This is a genomic window from Nostoc sp. CCY 9925, assembly GCF_963920935.1.
In the GTDB taxonomy this organism is placed as follows: domain Bacteria; phylum Cyanobacteriota; class Cyanobacteriia; order Cyanobacteriales; family Nostocaceae; genus Nostoc.
In genome coordinates this window covers 35,810-53,990 of the sequence record NZ_CAWUDO010000028.1, presented here as the reverse complement: position 1 = coordinate 53,990, position 18,181 = coordinate 35,810, and the positions used below count along the sequence as shown (strand labels likewise).

Annotated in this window: 13 protein-coding genes and 1 pseudogene; 9 read left to right on the top strand and 5 right to left on the bottom strand. The window is 40.6% G+C overall.

All coding sequences use genetic code 11. From position 1 onward, the window contains the following. Positions 1-53 precede the first annotated feature (53 nt). From ACM0OY_RS16495 to ACM0OY_RS16485, 3 genes and pseudogenes are all read left to right on the top strand, one after another. Positions 54-230 (top strand): hypothetical protein, encoded by a 177-nt coding sequence (locus ACM0OY_RS16495; protein WP_171974087.1) that lies wholly within the window; start codon positions 54-56, stop codon positions 228-230. A gap of 222 nt (positions 231-452) precedes the next feature. Beyond that, positions 453-3,350, top strand: a complete 2,898-nt coding sequence (locus ACM0OY_RS16490) for a glycerol-3-phosphate acyltransferase (RefSeq protein WP_414569924.1) — start codon at positions 453-455, stop codon at positions 3,348-3,350. 150 nt (positions 3,351-3,500) lie between these two features. Further along, positions 3,501-3,623, top strand: a pseudogene (locus ACM0OY_RS16485) (cupin domain-containing protein); the annotation flags it as partial. A 152-nt stretch (positions 3,624-3,775) separates the two neighbouring features. Here the strand turns inward: ACM0OY_RS16485 and folE are convergent. From folE to ACM0OY_RS16470, 3 genes are all read right to left on the bottom strand, one after another. Beyond that, positions 3,776-4,426: a GTP cyclohydrolase I FolE gene (folE, locus tag ACM0OY_RS16480; RefSeq protein ID WP_414569923.1), complete on the bottom strand. Its 651-nt coding sequence runs from the start codon at positions 4,424-4,426 to the stop codon at positions 3,776-3,778. Positions 4,427-5,489: 1,063 nt separating this feature from the next. Further along, a complete protein-coding gene (locus tag ACM0OY_RS16475) occupies positions 5,490-5,633 on the bottom strand; it encodes a hypothetical protein (RefSeq protein ID WP_414569922.1) in 144 nt (47 codons plus the stop codon). 123 nt (positions 5,634-5,756) lie between these two features. After that, positions 5,757-6,818: a hypothetical protein gene (locus ACM0OY_RS16470; protein WP_414569921.1), complete on the bottom strand. Its 1,062-nt coding sequence runs from the start codon at positions 6,816-6,818 to the stop codon at positions 5,757-5,759. 505 nt (positions 6,819-7,323) lie between these two features. Here ACM0OY_RS16470 and ACM0OY_RS16465 point away from each other — a divergent pair. Beyond that, positions 7,324-7,746: a KTSC domain-containing protein gene (locus ACM0OY_RS16465; RefSeq protein WP_414569920.1), complete on the top strand. Its 423-nt coding sequence runs from the start codon at positions 7,324-7,326 to the stop codon at positions 7,744-7,746. A gap of 308 nt (positions 7,747-8,054) precedes the next feature. Here ACM0OY_RS16465 and ACM0OY_RS16460 read toward each other — a convergent pair whose 3' ends face one another. Next, positions 8,055-9,347 (bottom strand): hypothetical protein, encoded by a 1,293-nt coding sequence (locus ACM0OY_RS16460; RefSeq protein WP_414569919.1) that lies wholly within the window; start codon positions 9,345-9,347, stop codon positions 8,055-8,057. 607 nt (positions 9,348-9,954) lie between these two features. Here ACM0OY_RS16460 and ACM0OY_RS16455 point away from each other — a divergent pair. The 5 genes from ACM0OY_RS16455 to fdhD all read left to right on the top strand — a co-directional run bounded on the left by ACM0OY_RS16455 (position 9,955) and on the right by fdhD (position 16,217). Continuing rightward, complete coding sequence (locus tag ACM0OY_RS16455; RefSeq protein WP_414569918.1) at positions 9,955-10,269, top strand: hypothetical protein; 315 nt, start codon at positions 9,955-9,957, stop codon at positions 10,267-10,269. A gap of 520 nt (positions 10,270-10,789) precedes the next feature. Then, positions 10,790-11,842, top strand: coding sequence for a hemerythrin domain-containing protein (locus tag ACM0OY_RS16450; RefSeq protein WP_414569917.1), 1,053 nt, complete (start codon positions 10,790-10,792; stop codon positions 11,840-11,842). 445 nt (positions 11,843-12,287) lie between these two features. Next, a complete protein-coding gene (locus ACM0OY_RS16445) occupies positions 12,288-14,510 on the top strand; it encodes an FdhF/YdeP family oxidoreductase (protein ID WP_414569916.1) in 2,223 nt (740 codons plus the stop codon). A 72-nt stretch (positions 14,511-14,582) separates the two neighbouring features. Further along, positions 14,583-15,335, top strand: coding sequence for a Uma2 family endonuclease (locus ACM0OY_RS16440; RefSeq protein WP_414569915.1), 753 nt, complete (start codon positions 14,583-14,585; stop codon positions 15,333-15,335). A 30-nt stretch (positions 15,336-15,365) separates the two neighbouring features. Then, a complete protein-coding gene (fdhD, locus tag ACM0OY_RS16435) occupies positions 15,366-16,217 on the top strand; it encodes a formate dehydrogenase accessory sulfurtransferase FdhD (RefSeq protein WP_414569914.1) in 852 nt (283 codons plus the stop codon). Positions 16,218-16,220: 3 nt separating this feature from the next. Here fdhD and ACM0OY_RS16430 read toward each other — a convergent pair whose 3' ends face one another. Beyond that, positions 16,221-18,167 (bottom strand): hypothetical protein, encoded by a 1,947-nt coding sequence (locus ACM0OY_RS16430; RefSeq protein ID WP_414569913.1) that lies wholly within the window; start codon positions 18,165-18,167, stop codon positions 16,221-16,223. Between the last annotated feature and the right edge of the window lie 14 nt (positions 18,168-18,181).

The window sequence follows — 18,181 nt, the reverse complement described above, 5'->3', positions numbered from 1 at the left end:
ATTAGGAATTTAGCGTTATCTGCCAATATAGGGACTACAATCAAAACGGACAAATGTTTCATGCCGTAACAGAGGAGGATTACAAAACTGTGTCCGACTTAAATCGAGGAATTATGAAGTTTGAGGGTGCAGATTCCCCAAAAGTAGTCACTATCTCTACCGTGCTGCTTCTGGGATCGATCGCTGCTCTCATCATCTGGGCGCTGCAAGCTGCCTATGCACTAAACTAAAACCATTATTAGCCTAGAAGGACACTGGCAAAAACGTCGCCGTCTTCGCCAAGTGTCCATCAAGCAGCTAATAATTAAAGAAGAATTCAGAATTCAAAATTCTGACTCATGAATTCTTTTTGTTCAAAGTCCCCTCATAACCATCAAAAATTTCATAAAAATTTTAGAGTTGAGATTTGAGATTTTAGATGGCAAATTTAAATCTAAAATCCAAAATCCAGAATGTTTGAACTTTGGGGTATCTTAGTTATTCTAATTGCCTGCCCTCTCTTGGGCGGATTGCCACTGATTGGATGGATTACTTACGCCCTCAAACGTAAGCAATTATCAGAAGTTGGTACCGGAAACATCAGTGTATCGGCTGCTTTCTATCACGGAGGTACATTTGTCGGAATTCTGGCAGTTTTGTCAGAAGCTTTTAAAGGTGTCGCGGCAGTCTTGCTGTGCCGTGCTTTCTTTCCCAGCGGTTCGTTTTGGGAATTAATTGCCCTCATTGCTCTGGTAATCGGTAGATACTGGATAGGCAGAGGGGCAGGTACAACAAATGTCGTCTGGGGATTTGTCGTACACGACCCACTGGTGGCAATATTTGTATTTTTCTTTACAGCTATCAGTTTTTCAGTTCTGCACTCCAGACATGTAGTTAAATTTGGGGTATTGCTGCTGTTTCCTTTGTTTGTGACGCTTCTACACCTGAGTGATATCCCCAGAATGCTTGCGGCTGTCGCTTTAGCTGGTTTAATGGCCTGGATTTACACAAAAATTCCTGACGATATGAATCTGCCAGCCCAAGAAGCACAAACAGAATCGCAAGCGATGTTGGAATTTTTACGCGGCGAGCGAGCAATGGTTTCTTTAGATGAAGAGTTAGATGCTGCCATCGTCGGCGAAAAGGCAGCTACATTATCTCAAATTAAGCGCTGGGGTTACCCAGTACCAAAGGGATGGGTACTTGCCCCAATTGATGAAGATCCACAATTGTTAACGGAATTTCTCCAGCCATCTGAATTATCTCCCTTGGTGGTGCGTTCTTCTGCCATTGGGGAAGACTCAGAACACGCTTCTGCGGCTGGGCAGTATAAAACAGTTTTAGATGTTACCAGTCCCCAAGCGTTACAACAAGCGATCGCCGAAGTGCAAGCTTCCTACAATCATCCCTCTGCTATACAATATCGGCGCGATCGCGGTTTAAATGAAACAGCAATGGCAGTGCTGATTCAACAACAAGTCCAGAGTGTATTTTCTGGCGTGGCTTTCAGCCGCGACCCCATTACCCAGCAAGGTGATGCCATCATCATTGAAGCCCTCCCAGGTAGCCCGACACAAGTCGTTTCCGGAAAAGTCACACCAGACCAATATCGCGCTTTTGTTTTTGAAACAGAAAATTCTTCCTCCGTCCAATTAGAAGGTGAAGGACGAGTCCCACAAGCACTAATCAAGCAAGTTGCATATTTAGCTCACCGACTGGAAAAACGTTACAATGGCACTCCTCAAGATATCGAGTGGAGTTACGACGGTCAAACACTTTGGGTATTGCAATCTCGACCAATCACCACTTTGCTACCCATCTGGACGCGGAAAATCGCTGCTGAAGTAATTCCGGGAGTAATTCACCCTTTAACATGGTCGATTAATCGTCCCTTAACTTGTGGAGTTTGGGGGGAAATTTTTACTTTAGTTTTGGGCGAACGTGCTTCAGGGTTAGATTTCACTGAAACAGCAACTCTGCACTATTCCAGAGCTTACTTTAACGCATCCCTCTTAGGAGATATTTTTATCCGTATGGGATTGCCACCGGAAAGTCTGGAGTTTTTAACCAGAGGAGCGAAACTCAGTAAGCCGTCTTGGAAGTCAACTTGGGAGAATTTCCCAGGACTAGGGAGGTTGCTCAAACGAGAGTTAAGTTTAGAAAAGGACTTCAAACAGGATTATTACAAACAGTTCATTCCTGGGTTGTCGGAGTTGGCGCAGGAAGATATCAATAACTTAGAACCGCCGCAGCTGTTGGTAAGAATTGACTCGATCTTGGAATTGCTGCATCGAGGGACGTATTACAGCATTTTAGCTCCCTTGAGTGCGGCCCTGAGGCAGGGGATTTTTCGGGTGAAGGATAAGCACATCGATCATAGCGTCACCCCAGAGGTAGCAGCATTGCGATCGCTTGCTGCAATAGCCGCAGATGCCAAGCAGATATTATCTAAGTTTGAGCCACAGCAGGTGTTTCAGGAATTACACCAAACTCCAGAAGGAAAGAAGATCCTGCAAGAATTTGACGAATTGCTTCAGGATTATGGCTATTTAAGTGAAGTCGGAACCGATATTTCCGTTCCCACTTGGCGGGAGAATCCCCAACTCATCAAGCAGATGTTTGTGCAGTTAATCCAGGGGGACGAACTACAAGCAGGCGCGAAAAACACAAACAATAGCATCTTTTTCGGTACGCGCAAACGTGGGTTTGTCCAGCGGCGGGTGGATATTAAAGGACGAGTCACCGAAGTTTATTCACGGCTTTTGGCTGAATTGCGTTGGTGTTTCGTTGCTTTAGAAAAGATTTGGCTAAAGTCTGGTTTGCTGAGGAAAACAGACGATATCTTTTTTCTAGACTTTGATGAAGTGCGGCATTTAGTGGCGGGTGAAGATTCCAGCTTAGTTGAAAAGTTGGTTGAGTTAGTGGAATTTAGGCGATCGCAATTCTTCCAAGATAGCGAGATTACTCAAGTACCTTTTGTAGTCTACGGCAATACACCTCCTCACCCCTTAGCACCATCGGCCCTCTACTCTGACCAAATTTTACAAGGTATTGGAGCTAGTCACGGGCAAGTCGAAGGGAGAGTTAAGGTGTTGCGAAATTTACAAGATGTGCCGGACATCGATCGGGATACAATTTTAGTAGTACCCTACACAGATTCTGGCTGGGCACCATTGTTATTAAGGGCTGGAGGATTGATTGCTGAAGCTGGTGGACGACTTTCTCATGGTGCGATCGTTGCACGTGAATACGGAATTCCCGCAGTTATGGATGTTCGTGGTGCAACATGGCTATTGCAAGATGGTCAACGGGTACGGATTGATGGAACTAGGGGTATTGTGGAATTATCCAACGATTTGAGACCTGAATGATTACTACTTCCCTCAATAACCTCTTAGGAACATCCAAAAATTAAATTACTTAATCCCTGCATCCAATACGACTGATTTCTTCTCCCCCTGCCTCCCGTGCTCCCCCTGCTTCCCTGCCTCCCAAAGCGAGATTATTTTTGATTTGGAAGTCCCCTACTTCCAGGGAACTGTGTAGCGATAGAACTAGGAGAAATACACGAAATACACGAAATTGTTAATACTGGCCCAACTGAACTTGTTTTGACGTACTTTGGCTTGCATGTGGAGACGTAGCACTGCTACGTCTCTACAAAAATTTCGAGTAACGCAGAATTAATTTCTAGAGATATAGCAGTTGAAGCATAGTTTAAAACATAATCCGATTGTAAAACCGCTACATCAAGAGACTTTCAATCCTGTTGCCTCTTGCTTGTTCGTTGCCATATCTAATGAAAATTAGAATTGTGGCGTACTAAATTCATAAATTCCTGACGAGTCCGCACATCTTCGGCAAAAACACCGCGCATTGCACTAGTGGCAGTCCAAGAACCGGGTTTTTGCACACCACGCATTACCATACACATATGGGTTGCTTCTATGACCACTGCAACCCCTTGGGGTTTGAGTAACCCTTGCAATGCATCAGCAATTTGCACCGTCAGACGCTCTTGCACTTGTAAACGTCGTGCATACATCTCGCAAATACGGGCAATCTTTGATAGTCCTATAACTTTACCATTGGGAATATAAGCAACATGGGCACGGCCAATAATTGGCAGAATATGATGTTCGCAGGAACTGAAAATATCGATGTCCCGAACCAAAACCATTTCATGGGCATCTTCTGTAAAGACTGCTCCATTTAGCAATTCATCCAAAGACTCATGATATCCTTTTGTGAGAAACTGCAACGCTTTCATCACTCTTTTTGGAGTATCTTTTAGTCCTTCGCGGTCTGGGTCTTCTCCTAATCCAATCAACAAAGTACGTACAGCCTGCATCATTTCAGCTTCTGTGACAGTCTGCTGTTCTTCAGTCACTAAAGATGACAGTCTCTGATCGGCAGAAGTTAGATCGGGACGAGTCGATAGAATCATTTTGTAAGTTCTGTGGGAATGTTTAACAAATCAGCCTTTTGTCAGATGTTTTTTGCCATTGACTGCTGACTCGTAACTAAGTTTAACATAACTTTATATTTCTTAAAATATATAGAATATTTTCTCAGCAGCAAGACCAAGCTTGCATATAGCTTGTGGAAACTCAAACAGGGGAACTATTTTTCTTTCCCCATTTCTGCTGTGTCTGTGTGAGGAGAAGTTGTCTTTGCTTTAGATCTTAGTGTCTATGTGTAAAACTTATTCTAAGTATTAAAAACGACTTTACAAAAAACCTCTCACTTAGCAAAAACTTTTTGGCGATCGCCTTCAAATTTCTTTAAGAAAATCAAATACCATTTTCACAAAGTTATCTCATGTGAGATATTTAGACGTAATTCTTATAGTTATGTTTTTATTTATAGCTTTCAGAGTCTTTTAATTTGGAAATATTTACCGAAGATGCTGATTTTTAACAGTGGTACTAAAAATCTAGGTATAAAAATCCTAGCCATGATTTATAACATGACTTATTCACAGGCAAGCAAATATATAGATAGGCTTGCTGTAGAGAACACAAAATAATGATAAATTAAAATTTTTTGGTTTAAATTTTAAAAATAAATTAATACTTATTGACCGATCTTAATTAGATACAAATAAAAAAAAAGCCCGCTATTGCGGACTTTAGTAAGGGCTTCTGTCACTTTTTTCGGCTACAATCATGTTTGAATCATGATATTTTTATTTTTAATGATTATTTCCTAAAAAGCAAGCTTTTAAGCTGAGAATAATAGACATAATTACTTTAATTATATCTTTTAGCTACAAGAGTCTAATAACTTTTGTTTTGGGGTTATATCAAGATATAAATTTATTCTAGCCGCTTGAATAGCCGATAATAATAACATAAACTTTCTCGTTAAATGCAATTATATTTGGACAAAATACAGATATATATGTCTTTTCAAACTTCAGTAGTTACAAGATTTTTACATTAAAAAGGTAAAGGTGGTCAGGTATAACAGCCCCAGGAATGAATTCCCAGTCCTGGGGTTTTATTAACTCATCCCACCGTTACTACCCGACAAATTTCGTCGCTGCGAAACCCGATCGCCATTGGACGACGCACCCCTGGTAACGCCACCACATCGTATAATTCCAATACCACCCCATCGTGAATATCCAAATCTCCCGTCACATAACTCATCTGCGGCAAATAAACAGCATTGTAGCCTTGGTGGCTTTGTCCGGGTTAGATGATGTTTTCAAATCACCACAGCTGATACACAGAACTCATGTAGAGGCTGTTAACATGTATTTTTTATTTAAGCTAAGTCCTCTGGTCTTGCTTCTTAGAATTATTCAGATGGATTCCTATATCTATACCTTTCATATTGCAATTTATATACGACAACAACCCATAGATAAAAATAATTACCCCCAGCATCTCTAGCACCTCTTCTATGGTCGCGATCGAGGAATAAACCATATTACTTTGAGTGTAGTAATAATGATAGTATCCGCCTACCAATTCACTACCAATTGCACCAGTTACGTAGATTGCACCAGCAATCAAAAATAAGCGTCGTGTCTTTCTAGGAAGAGTAGTGATAAATCGCCCAAACACTAGCAAAAATCCAAGTACGAAGATAGCGCCTCCAATCACCCAAGCGTAGTAAAGAAAACCACTGGGATTGAATATGTTTGCCAATGGTCTAGTTAGTCTTTCATGAAGACCGATTAATTCATCTAAAGAAAAACCAGCAAAGACTATTGACAACCCTCTCCAAGGCCATGAATCTTTATTCTTAGCTAACTTCTGAGCTTGGAAGATGATCTCGGTCAGAATAGAACAAAATAGTAAAGCTACTCCAGAGTAAAGTGTAGGAATATTATTCTCACTGTTGAGGTCGAATAGAATTCTAAAGATATCCCTCCCAAAAAAGTCAGGTAGATAGTAGATGTTGTAATTAGCAACAAGACTGAAAAGAGCAAATAACAATACCACACCAAGCAAAAATTTGAAGGTTTTGTTGGCAGAAAGATATACTTTTAATTGATGCGCTGATTGCAACGCTACCATCGTATCTTCTGGTTTGATAGAACTCTTTGGCTCAACTACAGATACATAATTGCTCTTGCGATTGTTTGAATACGACTGATTTTTCAAGATTTTGTTTCGCTCTGGCAATACAAGGTTTGACATCAAGTATTCAATGGTTTCCTGCTTGACAAAACCATGCTTTGCCAGAATTTTTCCTAACTGCTCACCACTCAACTTTTGTGTCTTGAGTGCTGTGTTTAATTGATCTGGAGTAATTAGTTCAGCTTCAATCAAGTACGTCCCCAGCGGTTTGCTCTGAAAACTTGGCGCGTCTATTTTTCTAACCAATAGGATCTCCTTATTTTCGCGAGTGAGATGTAATAAATTTTTCAGCCTTGTTTATGAAATATTAAAATTGCTGACAGCAATATCAGGTTTTAACATTTAGATAATCTAAGATTAACCATCTTTTGCATCAGACCAATTTTTTAATAAGTAAATATGATTTAAATAGCAATAAACTATAAATTTTATATATATAAAAGTCAGTTCTGCCCTTACTGTTGTCTCCAAATCCATTAAATAGAGTATTTTCTCTAATGGTTGATAGCAGAGATCCCTAACCAAAAGAGGACAAGTGATACCAATTCAAAATTCAAAATTCAAGGCTTCGGCTTCTCTACGAGACGCTACGCGTAGCTTGCTTCCCCGCAGGGGTACGCTCACCTAAAGGAAATAAAGTGTGAAAAACTTGACATTGAAGTACTTTAATAGTACATTAATACTATTAAAGTACTTCAATGTTGTATAAAACTTTAACACTCCCGACTACGCCAACAGGAGAGTAAAATTAATGAGGCTATCTAAGGTAGACTTGAGCAGTTTGGTAGCGATCGCTCACTCTGAAGGATATTTGCAGTTGTTACTCGATCGGGGTAACGAGCTAGAGTTTTTGGAAATTCCAGCGCCAATACAAGCTTATGAAGGATTGCAAGAACTGAACGAGGTGATTGCCGAAACTACTGCACTAGCCTTTGAGGAAGAACCAATTGCTATGTTACCAGTTAGCTCATCAATGGCGGCGGCTGTAGGCTACGATCGCGACGAACAGATTTTGCAAGTTGAGTTTCAAAATGGCGCTATCTATCAGTACTTAGGCGTAGACGAAGATACTTGGGAAGATTTACATGCCTCAGACTCAATCGGCAGCTTTTTCAATCAAGAAATTAAAGGCAGATATGAGTGCGATCGCCTAGATGGCTGTGATTATACTTAATGATTAATGAGGCGTTATATAAATGCGGGATGATTTTACGGTTTTTCCTAGTATTGGGAATAGTAATACTTTTACCTCCTGCCTCCTGCCTTTTGCCTTCTGCCTTCTGCTATAAATGTAAGATTGGAGCTTTGTTCGTAGTCAGCGATTTATCGCTGTTAACAGGAGTTTTAAGGGCTAAAGCCCATACTACGAACTTTAGTTTAATTCAGTCCTTCTACTTATTAACAAAGTTTTATAACTGATTTGTTCAGCAGTTGCGCACTCCTGACTAGTCTAAACTCTAGTACTGAAAATCCAAAATTAGCTTAACGAATACCATCATTATCAATTGCACTGTAGCTATCGCTGGGAAAAAGCCCCAACCAAGGGTCAGAACTAGGAGTTAAAAAGAGTTGGTCGTATACTTGCTGATTGAGCATTTTCACATTCTTTGTTTGGTTACCCTCCATAAACCATTGATGAATTTGGCTGTGCAATATATATTCGTTTCTAACTGTATCTAAAGCCATTGCGGCTTCAAAATTTTTCACTATTATCGGCAAATTATTTTTTGCAGCATTGGCAGGCTGAGACTTTTTAGCTTTAATTAAAGAAATGCTATTTCTATCTAACTTGGCATCGTTGGCGTAGAGTTGAGCAATTTTGTTCCAAGCTTCTTGGTCGGTAATTTCAGCTAAAGCCTTTTGATTTTGTTGGGCGTTAGATTGGAGCGCAGTGAGCATTGGTCTTTCAACCATCATTTTAGAAACTGCCAGGGAACTTGCGGTTTGGGCTGTTGGTGGTTGAGTGGAATTGCTGGGAGATTCCACCAACTTTGGGAGAGACTCGATACCCAGACGGGATAAATCAGCAAGCCATTGGGCTTGGATGGAATTGTAGCGCTCGCTGTGGTATCTTCTTAAAAAAGCCTCGCGATCGCTTGGTGTCAATTTGCTATAATTTTTTGCTACTACTTCAGCCTGTTGTAGCTGGCGCACAAATGCCTTAGGGCCATATAACCCTGGAATCGCATCGATTGGACGACCGGACGCATCTAATATATAGTGAATGCTATTGCCTGTAATCGTCCGCTCCAACTTGCGACCATCACCGAAATCAATTGTAACTTGTGGTACAGGGCGCACTGATTCCCAGTGCAAAATAAAGCGGTCTTGAAGCAGCTGAGAAATTTCACTATTAGGATACAGTGCTACCCTGAAGAACCTACTATTAGCACAACTCAAATCGCGATCGAGTCGGCCCAGCAAGCGCAGAGACAGAATCGGTTTACCACTGGTTTGAGCAGCAGCTTTGGCTTGTTCTATGTCAGTGTACCAATACAGACGAGAGGCGTAACAGTCCCGCTGTTGGCAGAGTTCGTCTAAAGCCGCCCGCAGTGCAGCAGGAGGTAAAACTGTGCCTGAAGAATAGGTGTTTAACTCATTCGCGTGGGATTTGAGAAATATCTCTAACCCATTTGCACCCTGTTTGCGAAGCACAGAAACTTCTTGAGATAACTTGGAGGTTTCAGTTACAGAAGTTTGAGCATCAGCTGTCTGCAACAGACTGAAGCTAACTAGTATGATTACGAAGGGATTTTTGAAGGTTCTAAATTTCATAAATTTTAAGAAGATAGGAGTGCGGATATTACCATCACTAACCAGAGAAATCTAGTTTAATGTCTAAGATTGAACAGATGCTACAAAAGTTTCTGGAGAGGATGGTAAACCTTCACAAATCGACATCAATCAAAAAATTATCCTTTGATTGTTGGTTCTCGGTATCGAATACAGTTTTAGCATATCGGCTGTTAAGCTTATCAGCAAATCATTTTATCAGTATTTACTTAACAAACTCAGATTTATATCCGTCCCTGAACGCATACACGTATTCATTTACCGAAGCTACTCCATCAAAAGTACAAATTATTAAAAACAAGATGTGTGAATTTTATATTTAAATTTATCTAATGTCCAAAATGATAGTGTTATCATGAAGACTATTTTTTTTAAAATCAGTAATATTTCTGTTTAAAATCAAAGCAAATATAACTAAATTATTAATATTGTAAGTTGCACAAATTTCTAGTCACAGCTAGGAATGTGTAACAGGCTTTATTTGAGAGCGCAATCAGTTATCTGGGTAAAACCGCGATTTTCTTTTGAGACAGAGAACAATACAAGCTCTGAAAAGTTGGAATATTATTAACCAATTTGAAAAATCACCATGCACAAATATATTTGGAATTTGCTAATGCTGGTATTAGCAACAACTTCGACTTGCACTATTACTCCATGTCATGCTCAAACTGCGGCAAAATCCGATAGTCAAAATACTGATAATATTAGTGCCGCATCTTCAAATTCACCTTCTGCTATCCAATTGCGTGATTTGCTCAATTCTAATGATAGCAAACCGACTATCCTCTCTGAGACAGTTAATAACTCTTCTGTTTCTCAGGCTAATATAACTGCACCTCAGCCCAAGGTAAGAATTCCTATATTCAGTAGAATATTTCGTATACCTTCGATGCAGCAGTAATCCAGTAATCAGACAAGCCAACTTATCCTTTCACTTTTACAGCTATTTTCAGGTAAATAGACTACATGCTAAGGGCACAGCATTGCTGTGTCCTTAGCATGTAGAAGTGGTTCAGATACCCGAAAACTGCAATATCGATCGGCTGTTCCACATCTAGTTTGCATATCTAACTAGCTTGGATATGTAAATTTGATTAAACCCTTGTGGGGTGGGCCGAAAAGCCCGCCCTAATTATCCAGTTCAAATGTAGAGTAGTTTAATCATCCCAGAGACATACTTTTCTCGCTCCAGAATGGGTGTTTGCTCAACTTGAATGAATAGTGAATAGGTTGCCCTGATTGGAATTACAAATCAAAGCGATCGCCCTAATTCATATTTCTATTTTGCAGCAATAAACTTGATATTTTTCTACCCACAGTTGTGAAGGCAATCGCTCAAAAGAAAGATGGAATCACCCTCACCTCTATGTCAACCTGAGATTAGCAATAATTCCGAACACTTTGTTAGAGGAGAACTCAGGATGGTAGCTACTTTAGATGATACGAAACGCAATGCTATTGCTGTAAAATTGGCAAGTATCAAAGCACTGCAAGAATTGGTCATCGAAAATGAACAACTCCTTTTGAGAGAAGGACTTGATGCTGAAATTGCCGATCGCATCCGCAATTTCATCAAAGATGATGAAAAAAACCTTGGTGTTTTGGAAACTGTAATTACTCAGTATGGCATTCAGGCTGAACCTAAAAAAAACTTGAGAGAATTCATTGAAAAAGCAAGAGAATTGTTTAAAGGTTCTGAGCTAAGCCTATATGAAAAAGTATCTCAACATGAATTGCTGAAACATCAACTAGTAACGAGTGGCTTGATAGTCCACAAAGCTGCTCAGAAAGTTGGTGCTGATGTAATGGTGGCGATTGGACCTTTGAATACCATTAACTTTGAAAACCGCGCTCACCAAGAGCAACTCAAAGGGATTCTAGAAATTCTCGGTGTCCGCGAACTAACTGGACAAGATGCAGATCAAGGAATTTGGGCGCGTGTTCAAGATGCTTTGGCTGCGGTAAGTGGTGTAGTAGGTAGTGCTGTCACCCAAGGTAGTGACAAAAAGGATTTGAATATCCAGGATGTCATTCGCCTCGATCACAACAAGGTAAATACTCTGTTTACCGAACTATTACAAAGCAACGATCCACAAAAGATCCAAGAATACTTCGGTCAAATTTACAAGGATCTCACTGCCCACGCTGAAGCTGAAGAAGAAGTTGTCTACCCAAGAGTACGTTCTTTCTACGGTCAAGACAACACCCAAGAACTGTACGACGAACAAGCTGACATGAAGCGGCGGTTAGACCAAATTAGATCTATTAGCCCCTCTGCACCTGAATTCAAAGATCAAGTCAAACAGCTAATGGACATTGTTGGCGACCACGTTCGTCAAGAAGAAAGCACGATGTTTGCTGGAATTCGCAACAACTTGAGTACAGAGCAAAGTGAGCAGCTCGCTACTGAATTCAAGGCTGCTAAAGTCCGAATTCAAGAGAAATTAGGGGTTGTTACTGAATCTAAGATCTAGTTAATTAATAGATTGCCAAATTTCGCTTAATTAATCTGACTTAGTTGCGATCCCAAATTGCTAGGTAAATAGAGCAACTCCTAACACATAGTGTTAGGAGTTTTTATTTATAACAGTTGCCAGGTAGATTAGCCCGGATTTCTCACAAACTCAGAAAAAACGAAGTTTAAAACTGCTAAAATGTATACATAGCAAGTATTTCAGTAGTTTTAACCGATAAATCGACCTGCAACACGTACGCCACGCGGCACACGTTCGCTAACTGGGCAATTAGCTCTGGGATATCCCCGGATAAAGTCGCTCTGTGGATTGGGGATACCGTAGAAACAGTCTTAACCTACTACTGCCATCCGCAAATAGTCAGCGCCGAGTGCCCGGATTTTTAAATCATGTTACTAAACGATAGTGTAGAAGAATGACCATATCACCTCACAGGGAGGGTGTGATGTTGCCAAAACCAAAGAAATTTTGGACGCCCCAGCACTGGGCAAGTTGGAAGCCTTTCGGTATCGGCGAACAGTACCCGAATAACTACTGGGAAGTATTTCGGGCAATTTGGCTTTCTCGTGACCAACTGCCCTATGGTTGGAATATCCTCAATAAAGGCGTTTGCGATGGTTGCGCTCTCGGCACAACCGGGATGAAAGATTGGACTTTAGATGGCATTCATCTGTGCAATGTCCGTTTGCGGTTGTTGCGGATGAATACCATGCCAGCTTTTGACCCCGTGCTATTAGAGAATGTCTCGCAGTTGCAAAAACAAAAAAGTGCCCAATTGCGCGACTTGGGAAGACTTCCCTACCCGATGATTCGTCAACGTGGCGAAAAAGGCTTTCGTCGTGTGGACTGGGATGAAGCTTTAGAGGTAATTGCTAATCGCATCCGCGCCACTACACCAGACCGCCTCAGCTTTTATGTTACCAGTCGCGGCACTGTTAACGAAACTTACTACGCTACGCAAAAAGCTGTGCGGGCAATGGGAAGCAATAATATAGATAATGCTGCCCGTATTTGTCATTCTCCCAGCACAGCAGGGTTAAAAGCCGCTCTCGGTGCAGGTGCTACTACTTGTTCTTATAAAGACTGGATTGGTACTGATTTGCTAGTATTCATTGGCTCAAATGTTGCCAATAATCAGCCTGTTACCGTTAAATATCTGCATTATGCGAAAAAAGCTGGCACTAAAATTGTAGTAATTAACACCTACCGCGAGCCAGGAATGGAGCGTTACTGGGTGCCCTCAATTGTGGAAAGCGCCCTTTTCGGTACCAAGTTTGCCGAAGATTTCTTTTTAATTAATATGGGCGGGGACATAGCATTTTTAAATGGCACAATTAAACATATAATTGCCAACAATTGGGTAGACGAGTCATTTATTAATTTATACACAGTTGGTTTTGCAGAACTTAAGGCATCCATAGAAAGCCAATCTTGGGAAGAATTAGAAAGGCTTTCTGGCGCATCTCGTGAGGAAATGTACGCCTTTGCCAAAATGGTCGCGGAAGCAAAAAAAGCGGTATTTGTTTGGAGTATGGGCATTACTCAGCATGAGTGCGGTGAAGATAATGTGCGAAGTATTATCAACTTAGCCCTCACCAAAGGTTTCGTCGGTCGGGAAGGTTGCGGTTTGATGCCAATTCGCGGTCACTCTGGGGTCCAGGGTGGTGCAGAGATGGGGTGTTATGCGACGGTATTTCCTGGCGGTAAACCCATCACCCCAGAAAATGCTGCCCAATTAAGTCAGCATTGGGGCTTTGAAGTGCCAGCAACTAAAGGTTTAATTGCTCCAGAAATGATTAACGCTGCACATCAGGGACAATTAGATGTGTTGTTTTCGGTGGGGGGAAATTTTCTAGAAGTACTCCCAGAACCAGATTACGTGGAAAGTGCCCTCAAGCAAATACCCCTGCGGGTGCATATGGATATTGTTCTCTCCAGCCAGATGTTAGTGGAACCGGCTGATACTGTAGTGCTTTTACCTGCCACAACTCGTTATGAAATACCAGGGGGAGTTACAGAAACTAACACCGAACGCCGGGTAATTTTCAGTCCAGAAATTCCAGGGCCGCGTATTGGCGAAGCGCGTCCAGAGTGGGAAGTGTTTTTGGAATTGGCAAGACGCGTCAAGCCAGATTTAGCCGACAAGTTAGTTTTTGCTGAGACATCTGCAATACGTCAAGAAATTGCTCAAGTCGTTCCACAGTATGCTGGTATTCAACACTTGCAGCAAGCTGGTGACCAGTTTCAATATGGCGGTTCACATTTGTGCTTTGGCTGGAATTTCCCTACACCTAATGGTAAAGCGCACTTTGGGGTATTATTGCCACGCCAGCGAGAATTACCAGAGGGCTGTTTTTTCGTAGCAACCCGCCGGGGTAAACAATTTAATAGCATGGTACAGGAACGCAGAGATGCAATTACCGGGGCAGTGCGAGAGGCGGTGTTAATGAATGCTGCTGATGCGGCAAAGTTGGGTTTAAAGGATGAGGATCGAGTAGTTCTGAAAAATGAGTTAGGCGAATTGCCAGGGCAAGTTTACATTGCACCTATTCAATCAGGTAACTTGCAAGTACATTGGCCGGAAGGGAATGTGTTATTAGATAAAAGTAAGCGATCGCTCGAAGGTGTTCCTGATTATAATGCGATCGCCTGGTTAGAAAAAATTTAAATTTCCCAGTATTAACAGCATCTCTAATTTCTACTGCTACGCTAAACTTATATCACCCCAAAACTTGCAGCCATGTCTGTCGCTAAAGATTTTGAACTCCCAAAAGATATAATATTTCCTTCAGCAGATTTAGAAAGTAACGAGCCGCCATTGGAAACATACCTACATTTGCAACAAATGTTGCTACTAATCAAATGTCTTGATTGGTGGTGGCGTGACCTAAATAATTTCTTTTGTGCAGGTAATATAACAATTTATTATAGTCCGCGCCAGCGAAAATCTTCAGATTTCCGGGGGCCAGATTTCTTTGTAGTGTCAGATACCGAACGCAAGCCCCGTGATAGTTGGGTAGTTTGGCAAGAAGATGGTAAATATCCCAACTTGATTATAGAACTACTTTCTGATTCCACCGCAGCGGTTGATAAAGGGCTAAAAAAACAAATTTATCAAGACATCTTCCGCACTCCCGAATACTTTTGGTTTGGCCCGAAAAATTTAGAATTTGCTGGATTTATCTTAGTTGGTGGTACTTATCAGCCCATAGAACAGAATCCTCAAGGATTATTGTGGAGTCAACAGCTAAGTTTGTACTTGGGTGTTTATGAACAGAAATTGCGTTACTTTACAGCAGAAGGAGTACTCATTCCCACCCCTGAAGAAGTTGCTGAACAAGAAAAACAATATGCCGAACAAGAAAAACAACGTGCCGAACAAGAAAAACAACGTGCTGAACAAGAAAAACAACGTGCTGAACAAGAAAAACAACGTGCCGATCGCTTGGCAGCAAAACTGCGAGAATTAAATATAGATCCCGAAAATTTATAACAATTGACGGTGGCTAAAATTTGATAGGTGATGAATAAACAAGCTGGTAGCAAAACCAAAGGGCGAGTTTGGATTGTGGAAAATGGTAAAATGCGATCGCGTTTAGACCATATCACCACCGAAGAACCTTTAGAAATTCGCCTCGCTCCCTTCCAAAAAACTGTAGCTGTTACCATGCGAACACCAGGCGCAGATTTTGAACTAGCTGCTGGTTTTCTCTATGCTGAAGGAGTCGTTAACCGTAGGGAAGATATCCAACGTATTAGTTACTGTGTAGATAAATCAGTAGATGGTGAGCAGCGATATAACATTGTAAATGTAGAACTACGGCATGGGTTAATTCCAGACTTACAGCCTTTGGAACGTCATTTCTACACTAGTAGCGCCTGTGGGGTATGTGGTAAAGCCAGCCTTGAGGCTTTGCATCTGCGGGGATGTCCAGCGATTTTTGCTGGTCTAACAGTAACACCTGAAATCATCCACAGCCTACCAGACCAGCTCCGAGCTGCTCAAGGTATCTTCACCGCTACAGGGGGTCTACACGCTGCGGCCACCTTCGATGCTCAAGGACAATTGTTAAATCTGCGCGAAGATGTTGGACGTCACAATGCTTTAGATAAATTGATTGGTTCCGCATTCCTCAGTGACGAGTTACCTTTAAAAAATCATATTATCCTTGTCAGCGGGCGCTCTAGTTTTGAGATTTTACAAAAATCTGCAATTGCTGGAGTTCCCATCGTCTGTTCTGTTTCTGCTCCCAGTAGTTTGGCGGTGTCTGTCGCCAAGGAATTCGGAATTACCTTAATTGGATTCTTGCGCGGAGAACGGTTTAATATTTACACTGGCTTGGAAAGAATAAAAGCTATAAATGTTGACTGTTGATAGTTAACGTGCCTTGTTCATTGAGCGCTTATATAAACGAAACCTAAAAACTTTATCTTGGTCTCTGGTTTCTAATTTTTTTCCTTTGGGGAATCGATCCTCGACAGTAGTTACTAATTGATAATCACCAATCAAACTTTGTAAACCTGTATGTAATTCCTTTGGACTTAATTGATTGAAAGCACCATAAAAATTTGGCGAACCATCATAAATATGTGGAATATAAAAACCACCTTTACCTGTATCAACAATCCACTTTGGTGGGTTCGCTTTTAAAACAGAAACCGCCTCGCGTGCAACCTTTAAAGTCAGAGCATCTGAGTTTGTTATATCAATACGTGTTGGATTTTGACAATCTAGTAAAGTATATAAAACTGATGCAGAGCCATATATAAAACAAGAGTCCCCAGGCTTAATATTTTCTTGGAGCATCGAAAAAGCTTGTGCTTTTTCTTTGGTTACTTGCACAAATTTTGTCATTGGGTGTTCTAGAGGATAACGAGTATTCTGATAGAAACCTGGGATGTAATATTTTGCTTCTACGCCAGTGGAGTGACGAATCACATGTCCTGAAAATAGGCTGACTGTAACAAACAAAAATGCCAATGCTAAGCCTTTTTTCCATCTAGTGGAAATTTTAGTTGACATAATTATAGTCAGCGTTGCTAAGAAAACTAAAACATCGTCATCTGTATACGGTCTACCAGGCCAAGACATCTGCATAGCCCAAGTTGTCCCTAGTGTGAGAGCTATTAGTAATGGAAAAATTGGATATGGCAATCCGAAAAATTGTTTACTCTTCTCAGGAAAAACACAACTAGCAATTAAAGCTAAACTAAAGAATGTTCTAGGTATGTCATAAACAAGTATATTATTCCCACCTAAGATTTTTTTTCCCAAAAATGCACCAACAATTAGCAAAATAATAACTATTATTGCAGGACTTACGCGATACCTGTTGAAAAATCTGATTCCTCGTTCTCTTCTGTAGTTCCATTTTGTATTATCTAGTGTTGTTGTCAATTCATCGGAATTAAAGTTTTGATTAAATACTAATTTTTCTGCTTCTCTGATAATCAGAAAAGCTATCGCACACAAGGCTAATGGAAGAACTAGGTATGCGAGAATGTCTCGGACAGAAGAATTACGGTAAATTGCTCCACCTGATAAAGCATCGATTAAACTAGAAAAAGTGCTGATATCTTTTTTTTCGGAAGCAGCAATAAAAAGATGATAAAATGCTGCCCAGAAGCTATTATTCCATAATAAAATTCCTACTATTAATCCTAACCCTGAAAAAATTCCTATTAAAAATGGAGTGAAAACAGACAGGAAATATCTTTTTAAATCTCTCAAAGTATAGACTAAAAGAACTGCTAACGTAACTACTATACAGATAGTGCCGTTGCTTTGGCGTGCTGCCATCACTAAAGCTAGAAAAAATCCGGCTGTAGTTAAATATAAAAATGAAGCTTTTTCATCTAACTTGTTCAAGCCCAAAATAAGCAAAAAAATAGTAATTGATAAAAACAAAGTTACATAATTATCATTTCCCCCACGATAAAGTACGGGATGCAAGAATACCCATCCACTAGAGACAGAGAAGGATATGAGCCTTGAAGTAAATTGCCTACAAGATAAATAAAAGAAAAATACGGTAGTAATCTTCACCAACAACCTAGCAACTAAACTACTTGCGTAAGTTTCTCCTAATATTTTCTGAAAAAAGCCATCTATAAATATACCGATAAATCCAGTTTGGTAATCAAAATCTCTATAGGGAAAATCGCCATGTAAAATTCTATTGCCAAAATGAAATATTTGACTGGTATCTGACCAGTTCATTCCATAAAGTGATAAAGGAAATGAAGTGAATATAATAACGATTCCCAGCAGGAATAAAGTAGAAATTTCCCGAACCCAATTGGATTTTACAACTTGAATATTCATTTATTGCTCTCCAA

Coding starts and splice junctions, on each gene's coding strand:
- ACM0OY_RS16495 (WP_171974087.1), top strand. CDS start 54: ATGTTTCATGCCGTAACAGAGGAGGATTACAAAACTGTGTCCGACTTA.
- ACM0OY_RS16490 (WP_414569924.1), top strand. CDS start 453: ATGTTTGAACTTTGGGGTATCTTAGTTATTCTAATTGCCTGCCCTCTC.
- folE (WP_414569923.1), bottom strand. CDS start 4,426: ATGATTCTATCGACTCGTCCCGATCTAACTTCTGCCGATCAGAGACTG.
- ACM0OY_RS16475 (WP_414569922.1), bottom strand. CDS start 5,633: ATGAGTTATGTGACGGGAGATTTGGATATTCACGATGGGGTGGTATTG.
- ACM0OY_RS16465 (WP_414569920.1), top strand. CDS start 7,324: ATGAGGCTATCTAAGGTAGACTTGAGCAGTTTGGTAGCGATCGCTCAC.
- ACM0OY_RS16460 (WP_414569919.1), bottom strand. CDS start 9,347: ATGAAATTTAGAACCTTCAAAAATCCCTTCGTAATCATACTAGTTAGC.
- ACM0OY_RS16455 (WP_414569918.1), top strand. CDS start 9,955: ATGCACAAATATATTTGGAATTTGCTAATGCTGGTATTAGCAACAACT.
- ACM0OY_RS16450 (WP_414569917.1), top strand. CDS start 10,790: ATGGTAGCTACTTTAGATGATACGAAACGCAATGCTATTGCTGTAAAA.
- ACM0OY_RS16445 (WP_414569916.1), top strand. CDS start 12,288: ATGTTGCCAAAACCAAAGAAATTTTGGACGCCCCAGCACTGGGCAAGT.
- ACM0OY_RS16440 (WP_414569915.1), top strand. CDS start 14,583: ATGTCTGTCGCTAAAGATTTTGAACTCCCAAAAGATATAATATTTCCT.
- fdhD (WP_414569914.1), top strand. CDS start 15,366: ATGAATAAACAAGCTGGTAGCAAAACCAAAGGGCGAGTTTGGATTGTG.
- ACM0OY_RS16430 (WP_414569913.1), bottom strand. CDS start 18,167: ATGAATATTCAAGTTGTAAAATCCAATTGGGTTCGGGAAATTTCTACT.